Source organism: Gardnerella sp. c10Ua_244, assembly GCF_055818055.1.
In genome coordinates this window covers 203,549-216,409 of record NZ_JARFVS010000002.1, presented here as the reverse complement: position 1 = coordinate 216,409, position 12,861 = coordinate 203,549, and the positions used below count along the sequence as shown (strand labels likewise).

Genomic DNA, 12,861 nt, shown 5'->3' with positions numbered 1-12,861 from the left:
TATGAGTGCTGTAAATAATGCCGAAAATAATTCTGTAAATAACGCAAATTCTGCAACAAATTCCGCTGAAACTTTTGGCTTTGACACAAGCCACGTGTGGAAGCATCCAACTCAAGTTGCAGGCGTTAAGTGGAAAAACATGGTTGGTACAGCTTCTGGAACTTTCCAGCTTGCAGCTTGCCGACGCTTTTACGACGTAAGCCAACTCGGCGCAATTTGCACAAAAGGCGTTTCACCTGTTCCGTGGGAAGGAAATCCTTCTCCGCGCACTGCAGAGTCTCCTTCTGGAATGGTAAACGCAGTTGGATTGCAAAATCCTGGCGTTGACCACTACTTAGTAGACGAGCTTCCGAAACTAAAGAAAATGGGAGCGCTTGTTATTACTAATGTTGCAGGGCACAGTGACGACGATTATGCGCAAGTTGTTGAAAAGCTTGCAGATTCTGCTGCAGACATGCTTGAAATTAACGTAAGCTGCCCAAACGTAACTCACGGCGGAATGAGCGTTGGTACGGATCCGGTTGCATTGCACCGCTTAATTAAGCGTCTTCGCGCAATGACAGATAAGCCAATGATTGTAAAAATGACGCCAAATGTGACGGATATTGTTTCGATTTGCAAAGCTGCAGTTGATGCTGGAGCAGATGCTTTAAGCATGATTAATACGCTAGTTGGTTTGCGAATTGATATTCGAACAGGCGAGCCGATTATTGCAAATCGCACGGGCGGTGTTTCCGGTCCTGCTATTTTCCCGATTGGACTTGGGTTTGTGTGGCGAGTTCGTCAAGCTATGCCAGATATTCCAATTATTGGCATTGGTGGCATTGATTCCGGCGAAAAAGCTTTGGAATACTTGTATGCTGGCGCTAATGCTGTAGAAGTTGGTGCTGCCGCTTTGGTGGATCCTACTGCTCCTATTCGCATTGCTCGCGAGCTTGATGATTTGCTTGATTCTCGTCCAAAGCTTGCGTCTTTACTTGCCGAAGGAAAGACTTGGCGCTGAAATTAAGTATTTATAAAAGTATTTAGAAAGTATTTAGAAAGTATTTAAAATTATTTTAAGAAAGAGAGCTAATTATGGCAGAATTAGACGAACGTTTTACAAAGTTTTTGCTTGATTCAGGTGCGCTTAAATTTGGTGACTTTACACTGAAATCTGGTCGCAAATCGCCTTATTTTATTAACGCTGGAGCTTTTGACGACGGCATGAAAATCGCGAGCTTAGGCGCGTATTATGCTCAGCGCGTTGTTGCAGCAATCGAAGACGGCAAACTTCCGCAAGATATCGACACTGTTTTCGGTCCTGCTTATAAGGGCATTCCGCTGGCAGTTTCTACGGCAATGGCTTTGACGAATAATCACAATATGCCTGTTGGTTTTACTTTCGACCGCAAAGAGCGAAAGGACCACGGCGACGGCGGAATTATGGTTGGAAAACCGTTAAAAGACGGCATGAAAGTTCTGTTAGTTGACGACGTAATGACAGCTGGAACTGCAGTTCGCGAAACTTTGCCAAAGCTTAAAGCGGAAGCAAATGTGCAAGTTGTTGGCTTGATTTTGGCAGTAGACAGAATGGAACGCACGAAAGACAGTGAACTTTCTGCAGTAAAAGCAGTAGAGCAGGAGTTTGGTTTCCCAGTTTTGCCAATTGCAAATGTGCGCGAAATTTTCGCTGCAGCAGAGCGTTTAGTTAATGCTGACGGTAAGCCAGTTATGGATGAGGAATTAGCTTCGCGCGCTGCCGATTACTTGCGTACGTATGGTGCGTAACTATCTTCTACAATTTCGGAACCAAACGGCCACAACGCAAGTTTTGCCATTTTGAAAGATTGTATGCCAAATGGAATGCCAACAATTGTGCAGCAGCAAATGAATCCTGAAACGATATAGCCTAATGCAAGCATTGGCCCAATGAAAAATACAATCCATAGTATGTTCCAAATTGTGCTAGTGCCGCCTCGGTAAATAACATGTTTTCCAAATGGCGTGAGCGTGAGCTTTGCCATTTTGAATGCTTGAATACCGAATGGTATGCCAATAACGGTTATGCAAAGAAGGAAACTTATAAGTAACCAGCTTGCAGCAATGAAAAGACCGCCGAATATTAGCCACACAATATTGCCAAGAAGTTTCATAAAAGTAGTATATAAGTTTTTTAAGTTTTAATGAAGTATGATTTTGTTCGGTATTTATAGTGTGTTATGGCATTATGATTGTATTGCTGTATGTAGGTATGCTGGTGTTGCGTTATTGCTACGCAGTCTTTGTAGTTAAAGAGAAGGCAATTTTTATAAAGAATTTGAAATATTTATTGTAGGCTGGTGTAAAATCATGCGTTGTAATAGATGCATTTGTTTAAAGGAAGAATATGTTCTGCACGCAATGTGGTAATAAAAATGATGATAATAGCAAGTTTTGCAATACTTGCGGAGCGCTTTTAGAAGTTACGCCAGCAGTCGAGTCAGCAATCCAAAATCAACAATACGAATTGCCTACTAACGAAGTGCCTACTACTGTATTTCCTGCGCAGGAAGCTTTATCGGATAATCTAAGCGTTTCAGGTTCTCCTATTATGGGTTCTTCGAACGAACAGCCTTCTATGAATAATTCACCTTACGTACAAGGCGAAGCTCCGGCTAATTATTCTCATTCAGAGGATGATAAGCGCAAGAAGAAAGTAATTATTACTTTAATAACCGCTATTATTGCTTGTGTTTTGGTTATAGGTGCTGGTGCATGGTGGTATGCAAATAATGCGCGAACAGCTCAATCAAATAATAAAACTGAATTACAATCATCAAAATCCAAAAATAATAAATCTAAGCAACATGTTCTAACCAATGATGATTTAGATTCAGACGATGAAGATAGTGATACTAGCAGCGATAAGGATAACGCTATTGGAGCGAGTGAAAAGCTCAATACCAAAAAAATCAATAAATTAGTAAACAATTTTGCTTCAAATAATAGCGTATCTGTAGCAATTTCTGGCAAGAAGGGCATATTGTATGAGTCTTCTAATTCTCGTAAAACATTCCCTGCTGTAGGTTTTTACTTCCCTGTTGTTCTTTATACTAAGGATAATCCACATCATGATTATGAAGATAAATGTGAAGATGTTATTAAGACAATGAGTAATGATTCCGCTAATGAGCTTTTAGATGATCAAGGTGGCATAGACGGATTAGATCAATGGCTGTCAGATAATGGCTATGCAAATACATCTTTTACTCGCAAATATGGTGATATTGATGCATCGAACGATGGTCACGAAAATCTTACTTCTTCTCATGATGCTGCGATGATGCTTTCAAAAGCTATGCAAAATTCGACTATTGCCAATGCGACGGGTTACGATATTTCTGCTGATGGCGTGAACGTTCCAGACGGCATAGAGGTTATGGCTCATCGTGGTCAAGGAATTAAGAATGTTTATAACTATTTCTTGATTCTTAAGAAGGGCAAGAACAAGATTGGAGTGTCTGTTTTAACAAAAAGTGCAGATAAAGATGACGTTGCTGAATTTGTTTCAAAATTGTTGAATTTGCTGAAAAATAATCTTCAAATATATTAAGTTGACACTTTGTGGCATAATAAGCAAGGTTTATTTCTTAGCTGCTTAATTTGCAGCCTATTAGCGAAAGAAACGGGTAACTCGTGGCACAGACTACCAATGATATTAAGAATGGATCGGTTTTGAACCTTGACGGTCAGCTTTGGACCGTCGTTAAGTTCCAGCACGTGAAGCCAGGCAAGGGTCCTGCTTTTGTGCGTACCACCATTAAGAACGTGCTCTCGGGCAAGATTGTCGACAAGACTTTTAATGCCGGCATGAAGATGGAGTTCGAGACCGTTGATAACCGCACGTTGCAATATTCATACGAAGATGGCGACAACTTCGTCTTTATGGATATGACCACTTACGACCAGGTTTATATTCCTAAGGCTTTGGTTGGCGAGCAGAGCAAGTATTTGCTTGAAGGCACCGACTGCATCGTAAGCTTCCATGACGGCACCCCTTTGAGCGTTGAGCTTCCAGCTTCAGTGATTTTGACTGTTACTCACACTGAGCCAGGCTTGCAAGGCAATCGTTCTAACGCTGGTACTAAGCCTGCAACCGTGGAAACCGGTGCTGAAATCCAGGTTCCGCTCTTCGTGGGTGAAGGCGAAAAGGTGAAGGTCGACACTCGTGACGGCTCTTACCTTGGTCGTGAAAACTAAAGAATTAATTATCTAATTAAAATAATTAGTTATCTAATTAAATTAGCTATTTATTTCTCAATAATTTTTTATAGTGTGACCCGGCGGCGATTATTCGTTGCTGGGTCGCGTAATTTTTGATACAACTTTATTAAGTAATTTTTATACGTTACACAGAAGGGCGTTACGATGGCACGTTCTACCGCTCGTAAAAGAGCTTTGAATACGCTGTATGAGGCGGATGAGAAGAATCAGCATATTCTTTCTTTGCTTGAGGAGCGAGTTAAGGAGCCTGGCGCTCAAACTCCGCTCCCAGAGTACGCTATTGAGATTGTTCGAGGCGTAGGAGAGCGACGTAACAGAATTGACAAGACACTAAACCGCTATTCGACTGGCTGGAAAGTTGGCAGAATGGCTGTTATTGATCGCAATATTTTGCGCATTGCGGTGTGGGAAATGCTTCTTAATGATGAGATTCCAGATAAAGTTGCTATTGACGAGGCGATTGCGCTCGCAAAAATGTATAGCGATGACGAAGCTATTGCGTTTATTCATGGCTTACTAAGCGCGATTATGGCAGATAAAGATGCTTGCTTGGCAAAGTTTAACGGCGAATCTTCTCCTGAAGACGCTGCTACGGAAGAGTCTACGGAAGAAGCTGCTGCCGAGTAAGAAGCAATAACTATCGCCGGCGCGTCGCCCGTCCGCCAACCTGAGTAGACTTGCCACGAATATCCTAAAGCCATAAGGGGGTTAAGGTGGATTACAACGACACCTTTGCCGGATTCGGCAGTGATGATGCAGTATTGGTGTTGGAGGATGGTCAGGTTTACGTTGGTAAGCCTTTCGGTGCGCAAGGTTCTACGCGCGCTGAGATTGTGTTCTCCACGGGCATGACTGGTTATCAAGAAACATTAACTGATCCAAGTTATGATCAACAAATCGTAGTTCAAACATTCCCACATATAGGTAATACGGGAATGAATCACGAAGATTCAGAATCTGCCCACATTTGGGCTGCAGGTTACGTGGTTAAGGAGCCAAGCCCAGTAGTTAGCAATTGGCGAGCTGAAGGTTCCTTGGAAGACGATTTACAAAAGCAAGGTATCGTTGGCATTAGTGGTATTGATACTCGAAAGCTGGTACGTCATTTACGCTCGGTAGGCGTTATGCGTGCCGGCATTTTTTCTAATAAGGCCCTGGTTGATCCGTCAACCGGGGCTTTTCGTACCGTTGCTTCTTTCGTTGACGAAATTAAGCAGACTCCTCAAATGCAAGGCTTGCGCTTAACGGATGAAGTCAGCACTAAAGAAACGTATACGATTGAGCCTTGCGGTGATTTTGAAGGAAAAGATCCGCTTTACACGGTTGTAGCAGTTGACTTTGGTATTAAATCCATGACTCCTCACCGTTTGGCTGAGCGCGGCTGCCGTGTGCACGTCGTAAGCTCCTCAATAAGCTTCGAATCGCTGCAAGCTCTTAACGCGGACGGCGTATTCTTCTCGAATGGTCCTGGAGATCCTGGCCAAGCAAATCGCGAAGTTGAGCTTTTGCGTAAAGTGTTGGATGCAGGATACCCGTTCTTTGGTATCTGCTTTGGAAACCAGTTACTTGGTCGCGCGCTCGGCTTCGGAACTTACAAGTTAAAGTTTGGTCACCGCGGTATTAATCAGCCTGTAAAAGACGTTACAACCGGAAAAGTGGAAGTTACGGCTCACAATCACGGCTTTGCTGTGGACGCACCTCTTGACGGTCCTGTGCAATCTCCTTACGAAAACGGTCACTTTGGTCGCGTGCTAGTTTCGCATATTGACTTGAACGACAATGTTGTAGAAGGCTTGCAATGCCTCGATATTCCAGCGTTCTCAGTGCAATATCATCCGGAAGCTGCAGCAGGCCCGCACGACGCTTCCTATCTATTTGACCGTTTTGTGCAATTGATGCGCGAAAACACTCGAAAAAGCAAGTAAGATTTTAAGATTTACGGAAAGAGAAGTTTACTATGCCAAAACGTACTGATATTAAGTCGGTTATGGTAATTGGTTCCGGCCCGATTGTTATTGGTCAGGCTGCAGAGTTTGATTATTCCGGAACGCAGGCTTGCCGAGTTCTTCGCGAAGAAGGCATTCGCGTAATTTTGGTCAACTCTAACCCGGCTACGATTATGACCGACCCGGAACTTGCGGACGCAACATATATTGAGCCAATTGACACTTCGATTTTGGAGCGAATTATTGCAAAGGAGCGTCCGGATGCGCTTCTTCCAACGCTTGGTGGTCAAACTGCACTTAATGCTGCAATGGATTTGGGTCGTGCAGGAATCCTAGAAAAATATAACGTTGAGCTTATTGGCGCTTCTTTGGAAGCAATCGACCGCGGTGAAGACCGAGAGCTTTTCAAAAAAGTCGTTGAAAAAGCCGGAGCTGAGTCAGCAAAATCCTTTATTGCTCACTCGATTGAAGAAGTAGACAAAATTGTTGAAACTTTAGGATACCCGGTAGTAGTACGTCCAAGCTTCACAATGGGCGGCTTGGGCTCTGGTATTGCTCATAACGAAGAAGAGCTTCACCGCATTGCAGGAGCCGGCATTCACTATTCTCCAACAAACGAAGTGCTTATTGAAGAAGGCATTGAAGGCTGGAAAGAGTTTGAGCTTGAACTTATGCGCGACGCAAAAGATAACGTCGTAGTTGTTTGCCCAATCGAAAACGTCGATCCTGTAGGCGTGCACACTGGCGACTCGATTACAGTTGCTCCTTGCTTTACGCTTACAGACCGCGAGTATCAGAAGATGCGCGATATCGGTATTGCTATTATTCGAGGCGTTGGCGTCGATACCGGCGGTTGCAATATTCAGTTTGCAATCAACCCTCAAACTGGTCGCATTATCGTAATCGAAATGAACCCGCGCGTATCTCGTTCTTCCGCGCTCGCATCTAAAGCAACCGGCTTCCCAATCGCAAAAATCGCAACGAAACTTGCTTTAGGCTACACTTTGGATGAAATTCAAAACGATATTACGCGTTCAACTCCTGCAAGCTTCGAGCCAACAATCGACTATGTTGTAACGAAGATTCCGCGCTTTGCTTTCGAAAAGTTCCCAGGAGCAGACACCACGCTTACAACTTCTATGAAGTCAGTTGGCGAAGCAATGGCTTTGGCTGGAAACTTCCAGGAATCCCTTGGAAAAGCAATGCGCTCAATCGACAAGCGTCACGCGTGCTTTAGCTGGGATGGCGAGCGCCCAAGCAAGGAAGAAGTTAATAAGCTTCTTGAAGAAATGCATACTCCAACCGAGCATCGCTACTTGCAAATCCAGCGCGCGCTTTGGGGTGGAGCAACGCCAGATCAAATTTTTGCAGCAACAAAAATCGACCCTTGGTTTGTAGAGCAGCTGGCTCAAATTAACGAAACTGCGCTCGCAGTTCGTGAAGCTGAAACCTTAACTCCTAAAGTTTTGAAGCGTGCTAAGCTTGCTGGTCTTTCGGACGTGCAGATTGCGCATTTGCGTAATCTTGGCGACGAAGGCGAAAATATGGTTCGTGAGCTTCGTTGGGCTTACGGTTTGCGCCCTGTTTACAAGACTGTTGATACTTGCGCAGCTGAGTTCGACGCAGCAACTCCGTACTACTATTCTTGCTACGCTGACGAAAGCGAGTTGAAGAAGCGCGATCGCGAAGCTGTGATTATCCTTGGCTCTGGTCCAAACAGAATCGGCCAGGGTATTGAGTTTGATTACACTTGCGTTCACGCTGTTCAGGAATTGGGCAAGGATTACGACACCATTATGGTTAATTGCAATCCTGAAACAGTTTCTACAGATTACGACATGTCTGACCGCCTTTACTTTGAGCCTCTTACTTTCGAAGATGTGCTTGAAATTTACGAAGCAGAAAAGAAGCTTGGACCTGTTAAGGGCGTGATTGTGCAGCTTGGTGGCCAAACGCCACTTTCGCTTGCTGCTCGTCTTAAAGCTGCAGGAGTTCCAATTTTGGGAACGACTCCTGAGGCTATTGATTTGGCTGAAAACCGTGAGCTTTTCGGCGAGGTTCTTCGTCAAGAAGGCATGAACGCTCCTCGATACGGCACAGCTTTGAGTCTTGAGGAAGCAAAAGATGCAGCTCACGCAATCGGCTACCCGGTTCTTGTGCGCCCAAGCTACGTGCTCGGCGGTCGCGGAATGGAGATTGTATACGACGACGCTCAGCTTGCAAAGTATGTTGATCGCGCATTGGATGAGGCTCGAGCAGACACGGTTGTTTCTGGCAGATTGCCTTCGCCGCTTTTGATTGATAAGTTCCTTCAGGACGCTATTGAAATCGATGTTGACGCGCTTTACGACGGCAACGAGCTTTATATTGGCGGCATTATGGAGCATGTTGAGGAAGCTGGCGTGCACTCTGGTGACGCTGCTTGTACTCTTCCTCCAAGCACGCTTTCGGACGATCAAATTCGACGCCTTCGCGAGGGTACGCTTTCGATTGCTCGCGGCTGCTCTGTTCGCGGTCTTATCAACGTACAGTACGCTTTTATGGCAAACACTTTGTATGTAATTGAAGCAAATCCTCGAGCGTCTCGTACTGTTCCGTTTGCTTCTAAAGCTACTGGTGTTGCTCTTGCTAAAGCTGCTGCTCGAATTATGGCTGGTGAAACAATTGCACAGCAGCGCAAGCGTGGGCTTCTTCTTCCGCAAGGCGATGGTGGTGATATTCATCCAGGTCAGCAAGTTGCTATTAAAGCTTCTGTGCTGCCGTTCAAGCGTTTCCGCACTCCTGTTGGTCGTACGGTTGATATTTTGCTCGGACCTGAAATGCGTTCTACCGGCGAAGTTATGGGCTTCGATCGTGACTTCCCACATGCTTTTGCTAAGAGCCAGCTTGCAGCATACAAGGGTGGTTTGCCTACCAGCGGCAACGTGTTTGTGTCTGTAAGTGATGCAGATAAGCGTCAACTTCCGCTTCTTGCAGTGCGATTAGTGGAGCTTGGTTTTACTATTTGGGCTACTGAAGGTACAGCTTCTGTGCTTCGTCGTTATGGTATTGATTCCGTGATTGTCGATAAGCTTTCTAGTCAGGGCGACACGGCGAAGGATATGCCAAATAGTGAGAAAGCGCATGAAAGAATCGGTAAGAATGTTGTAGAGCTTATCGAAAATGGTAAGATTGATATGGTATTGAATACGCCGAATTCAAGGGGATCGCGCACTGATGGTTATGCCATTCGTGCGGCAGCTGTAGCAGCTGATCTTCCGCAATTCACTACTATTACCGAATTCGCACCAGTATTAATGGCTATTGAAGCTGTTAAGAACAACGATTATCAGGTGATGAGCATACAAGAACATGCTCAGCAGTTGTTTGCAATTGAACAGGCAGAAAGTCAAGAAAGTCGGGCTTAATACATGACCGAGAGCATTCGTGATCAAGAAGTGCAGGCGCAACGATCCGATTTTGGTTTGCGTTTGAAGAACGCTATGGCAAAATATGGACCATTGTGTGTTGGAATCGATCCTCATCGCAAAATGCTGCTTAATTGGGGATACAACATGGATGCTCTTGGAGCTGAACTTTTTTCTATGCGCATGCTGCAAGCTATGAATGGTAGGGCAGCGGCAGTTAAATTCCAATCCAGCATGTTTGAGCGCTATGGTTCTAAGGGTTTCGCAGCGCTTGAGCGTGTGCTGTATGCCGCTCGTCAAATGGATATTATTACTATTGTTGACTGCGGTCATGGAGGATTGTCTACTACTATTTCTGCGCTTGCAGACGCATATTTTAAGCCGGACGCGCCTCTTCTTGCCGACGCTATTACGCTTCTTCCGTATTACGGCGCTCGCTCAATGGGCGGCTTAATTAACGAAGCTCTTAATAACGGTCGCGGTGTTTTTATTGCGTCTCTAACTTCTAATCGCGAAGGCGCAAGTTTGCAAACTGCTATTAGGCAAAGCGGAACTTACCGCGGAACTACTGTAGCTCACGGAATTGCTCAAACGGCTCAAAGTTTTAACAATAAAACTAAAGGAATGGGTTCTGTTGGTTTAATTGTTGGAGCGACTATTGGCGACTGGATGAACGGTGGTGGAATTGACGTAACCAGTTTTACTGGTCCAATTCTTTCTCCTGGTTATGGGTGGCAAGGTGCAGAAGCTGACGATTTAAAGCGTGTTTTTGCTGGTACACATGGTAATGTATTGGTAACTGTTTCGCGTTCGATTGCGTCGCATGGTCCAAATATTGGTGAACTTTCGGCTGCAACTGAACGCATAGCATTGGATATTCGTCAGGCTCTTGTTGATTCAGGCGAATGTGTGTAAACGAGAGGTAAACAAATGGGTGCCACGGATGAGACTGCAGTTTCGCAGTCTAGACGTCGATTAATCGTATTAACGGGTCCTACTGCGGCTGGTAAAGGCACAGTAGAAGGCATACTTCGTGAGAAGCATCCTCATATTTGGCTATCTGTTTCTGCTACCACTCGTGCGCCTAGACCTGGTGAATTTAATGGTATTCACTATTGGTTCTTAGATGAAGAAGAATTTGAGCGTCGTAAGCGTAATGGCGAATTCTTGGAAACCGCGCTGGTTCATGGCATGGCTCATTATGGCACCCTTCTTCAGCCTGTTTTGGATCATCTTACGCAAGATATTCCTACTTTGCTGGAAATAGATTTGCAAGGAGCTAGGCGCGTAAAACAAGAGGCTGCTCGTCTTGGATTAGAAGTTGTGTACGTGTTCATTGCGCCTCCGAGCTTTGAAGAGCTTAAGCGTCGTCTTATTGGTCGTGGTACTGAAACTCCTGAGCAGCAAGCAAAACGTTTGGAAACTGCTAAAGTTGAGATTGCTGCAGCTAAAGAGTTCGATGTTGTTATTGTGAACGATAATGCTGAGCGTGCCGCAGATGAACTGTGGAATGTTATTGCAAGCGAATACGACTTATAGTTAAAACTTACGCAATATCCAATCGATAGCATATAATAAGCCTTTTGGAACTATTGTGGCACCATAGAATTTGGAGAATATTATGGCATTAGGCACTCAGCCAACACCTACTGGTCTTGCGAATCCACCGATTGATGATTTAATGCAACATGCGGATTCCAAGTATGCGCTTGCCTTATTTGCTGCAAAACGAGCACGTCAAATTAATGCTTATTTTACTCAGCTTAATGAAGGTTTGCTTCAAAATGTTGGCCCACTAGTTGAGTATCAAAATCAAGAAAAGCCTTTAGCTATTGCTTTCCGCGAAATTAATGCTGGATTGCTTGAAGAGACTCTTGGTGAGGACGATTTAAGCGAAGGTAATTAATAAGCCTTGCTAATAAACGTCTTTATGGGTATTCGCAGTCGCGTATCATCCGCGCTCAATAAAGCGGATGCACGGCTGCGTTTTTCGCTTTATTTAGCCTGTATTTAGCCTTTATCGACTATAAACCTAAGGGGGAAATGTGGAAGAACGTAAATTAATTTCTGCAGAATCTGTAACTGAAGGTCATCCTGACAAGTTATGCGATCAAATTGCTGACGCTATATTGGACGATATGCTTCGTCAGGATCCTCATGCGCATGTTGCTGTAGAGGTTTGTGCTTCCGTTGGTCAGTTTGTGGTTTTTGGCGAAGTGCGTGGTGAAGTTTATAGCGATATTCCGGGAATCGTGCGTCAAGTTGTTCGTAATGTTGGCTACACGAGCTCCACAATTGGTCTTGATGCTGATTCTTGTGGTGTTATGGTTTCTTTAACTGAGCAAAGTGCGGAAATCAATCAAGGTGTTGCTAGGTTGGATGCTTCTTGCGAGAGTGCATCTTCTCGTGAGGAGCACTACGCTGCTCAAGGTGCAGGCGATCAAGGTGTTATGTTTGGTTACGCTAGCGACGAAACAGATACTTTAATGCCTTTGCCGATTTATCTTGCTCATCGTTTAGCTCAAAAGCTTGCTAAAGTTCGTAAAGATGGCACTGTTGCGCATTTGCGTCCAGATGGGAAAACTCAAGTAACGATTGAGTATGATTCAAGAGGATTGCCTAAACGTTTGGATACTGTGCTTATTTCTACTCAGCATGACCCAGAAGTTTCTAGAGACTGGTTACAAGATCAGCTTGTTGAACATGTTGTTAATCCTGTGTTGGACGAAGTTCTTGCTCAAAAAGTTGCGTACGATTCGTACCGTATGCTTGTAAACCCTACTGGCTCCTTCGTTTTGGGAGGTCCTGCAGCTGATTCGGGCTTAACTGGTCGAAAAATTATTGTTGACACTTATGGTGGTGCTGCTCATCATGGTGGTGGAGCTTTTTCCGGTAAGGATCCTAGCAAAGTTGACCGTTCTGCAGCTTATGCAGCTCGCTGGGTTGCAAAAAATATTGTGGCAGCTGGTTTAGCTCATAAGGCAGAAGTTCAAGTTGCTTATGCTATTGGTATTGCTGATCCTGTAAGCGTAAACGTAGAAACTTTCGGAACTGAAGCTGAAGGTATTACGCGTGCAGATATTGCGCGTGCTGTGCGTGAAGTATTTGATTTGCGTCCGGCTGCGATTATTGACGAGCTTAACTTGCTTCAGCCAATTTATGCTCCAACTGCAGCTTATGGTCATTTTGGCCGTACGGATGTTAAATTCCCTTGGGAAGAAACGAATCGTATTGAGCAATTGAAAGATGCGCTAAAAAAGTAG

12 protein-coding genes are annotated in these 12,861 nt (G+C 44.6%); 11 read left to right on the top strand and 1 reads right to left on the bottom strand.

Translation table 11 applies throughout. The annotated features are described in order from the left end of the window. Window position 1: 1 nt before the first annotated feature. Complete coding sequence (locus P0108_RS04095; protein WP_119522732.1) at window positions 2–1,003, top strand: dihydroorotate dehydrogenase; 1,002 nt, start codon at window positions 2–4, stop codon at window positions 1,001–1,003. A 74-nt stretch (window positions 1,004–1,077) separates the two neighbouring features. Beyond that, the gene (gene pyrE / locus P0108_RS04090) at window positions 1,078–1,770 is read left to right on the top strand and encodes an orotate phosphoribosyltransferase (protein ID WP_473730770.1); all 693 of its coding nucleotides are present in this window, start codon (window positions 1,078–1,080) and stop codon (window positions 1,768–1,770) included. Here the strand turns inward: pyrE and P0108_RS04085 are convergent. Then, a complete protein-coding gene (locus tag P0108_RS04085; protein WP_004108603.1) occupies window positions 1,746–2,135 on the bottom strand; it encodes a YccF domain-containing protein in 390 nt (129 codons plus the stop codon). The two genes, pyrE and P0108_RS04085, sit on opposite strands and share 25 nt — an antisense overlap. A gap of 233 nt (window positions 2,136–2,368) precedes the next feature. On the opposite strand from P0108_RS04085, the gene P0108_RS04080 reads away from it, so the two are divergent. The 9 genes from P0108_RS04080 (at window position 2,369) to metK (ending at window position 12,861) form a co-directional block, all read left to right on the top strand. Beyond that, a complete protein-coding gene (locus tag P0108_RS04080) occupies window positions 2,369–3,574 on the top strand; it encodes a zinc-ribbon domain-containing protein (protein ID WP_473730769.1) in 1,206 nt (401 codons plus the stop codon). An 83-nt stretch (window positions 3,575–3,657) separates the two neighbouring features. Then, window positions 3,658–4,221, top strand: a complete 564-nt coding sequence (gene efp, locus P0108_RS04075) for an elongation factor P (RefSeq protein ID WP_116440461.1) — start codon at window positions 3,658–3,660, stop codon at window positions 4,219–4,221. Between the two features lie 168 nt (window positions 4,222–4,389). Further along, window positions 4,390–4,872 (top strand): transcription antitermination factor NusB, encoded by a 483-nt coding sequence (nusB, locus tag P0108_RS04070; RefSeq protein WP_004106395.1) that lies wholly within the window; start codon window positions 4,390–4,392, stop codon window positions 4,870–4,872. Window positions 4,873–4,958: 86 nt separating this feature from the next. Beyond that, window positions 4,959–6,170: a glutamine-hydrolyzing carbamoyl-phosphate synthase small subunit gene (carA, locus tag P0108_RS04065; RefSeq protein ID WP_473730768.1), complete on the top strand. Its 1,212-nt coding sequence runs from the start codon at window positions 4,959–4,961 to the stop codon at window positions 6,168–6,170. Between the two features lie 32 nt (window positions 6,171–6,202). Further along, complete coding sequence (carB, locus tag P0108_RS04060; RefSeq protein WP_004108615.1) at window positions 6,203–9,598, top strand: carbamoyl-phosphate synthase large subunit; 3,396 nt, start codon at window positions 6,203–6,205, stop codon at window positions 9,596–9,598. Between the two features lie 3 nt (window positions 9,599–9,601). Continuing rightward, a complete protein-coding gene (pyrF, locus tag P0108_RS04055; RefSeq protein ID WP_064621953.1) occupies window positions 9,602–10,513 on the top strand; it encodes an orotidine-5'-phosphate decarboxylase in 912 nt (303 codons plus the stop codon). Window positions 10,514–10,528: 15 nt separating this feature from the next. Then, on the top strand, window positions 10,529–11,137 hold the full coding sequence (gene gmk / locus P0108_RS04050) for a guanylate kinase (protein ID WP_012914263.1): 609 nt from the start codon (window positions 10,529–10,531) through the stop codon (window positions 11,135–11,137). Between the two features lie 82 nt (window positions 11,138–11,219). After that, window positions 11,220–11,504, top strand: a complete 285-nt coding sequence (gene rpoZ / locus P0108_RS04045) for a DNA-directed RNA polymerase subunit omega (RefSeq protein WP_004108619.1) — start codon at window positions 11,220–11,222, stop codon at window positions 11,502–11,504. Between the two features lie 139 nt (window positions 11,505–11,643). Next, window positions 11,644–12,861, top strand: coding sequence for a methionine adenosyltransferase (metK, locus tag P0108_RS04040; RefSeq protein ID WP_064621955.1), 1,218 nt, complete (start codon window positions 11,644–11,646; stop codon window positions 12,859–12,861).

What these genes read in the sequence shown, in the direction of transcription:
- P0108_RS04095 (WP_119522732.1), top strand. Translation starts at nt 2, where the DNA reads ATGAGTGCTGTAAATAATGCCGAAAATAATTCTGTAAATAACGCAAAT.
- pyrE (WP_473730770.1), top strand. Translation starts at nt 1,078, where the DNA reads ATGGCAGAATTAGACGAACGTTTTACAAAGTTTTTGCTTGATTCAGGT.
- P0108_RS04085 (WP_004108603.1), bottom strand. Translation starts at nt 2,135, where the DNA reads ATGAAACTTCTTGGCAATATTGTGTGGCTAATATTCGGCGGTCTTTTC.
- P0108_RS04080 (WP_473730769.1), top strand. Translation starts at nt 2,369, where the DNA reads ATGTTCTGCACGCAATGTGGTAATAAAAATGATGATAATAGCAAGTTT.
- nusB (WP_004106395.1), top strand. Translation starts at nt 4,390, where the DNA reads ATGGCACGTTCTACCGCTCGTAAAAGAGCTTTGAATACGCTGTATGAG.
- carB (WP_004108615.1), top strand. Translation starts at nt 6,203, where the DNA reads ATGCCAAAACGTACTGATATTAAGTCGGTTATGGTAATTGGTTCCGGC.
- pyrF (WP_064621953.1), top strand. Translation starts at nt 9,602, where the DNA reads ATGACCGAGAGCATTCGTGATCAAGAAGTGCAGGCGCAACGATCCGAT.
- gmk (WP_012914263.1), top strand. Translation starts at nt 10,529, where the DNA reads ATGGGTGCCACGGATGAGACTGCAGTTTCGCAGTCTAGACGTCGATTA.
- rpoZ (WP_004108619.1), top strand. Translation starts at nt 11,220, where the DNA reads ATGGCATTAGGCACTCAGCCAACACCTACTGGTCTTGCGAATCCACCG.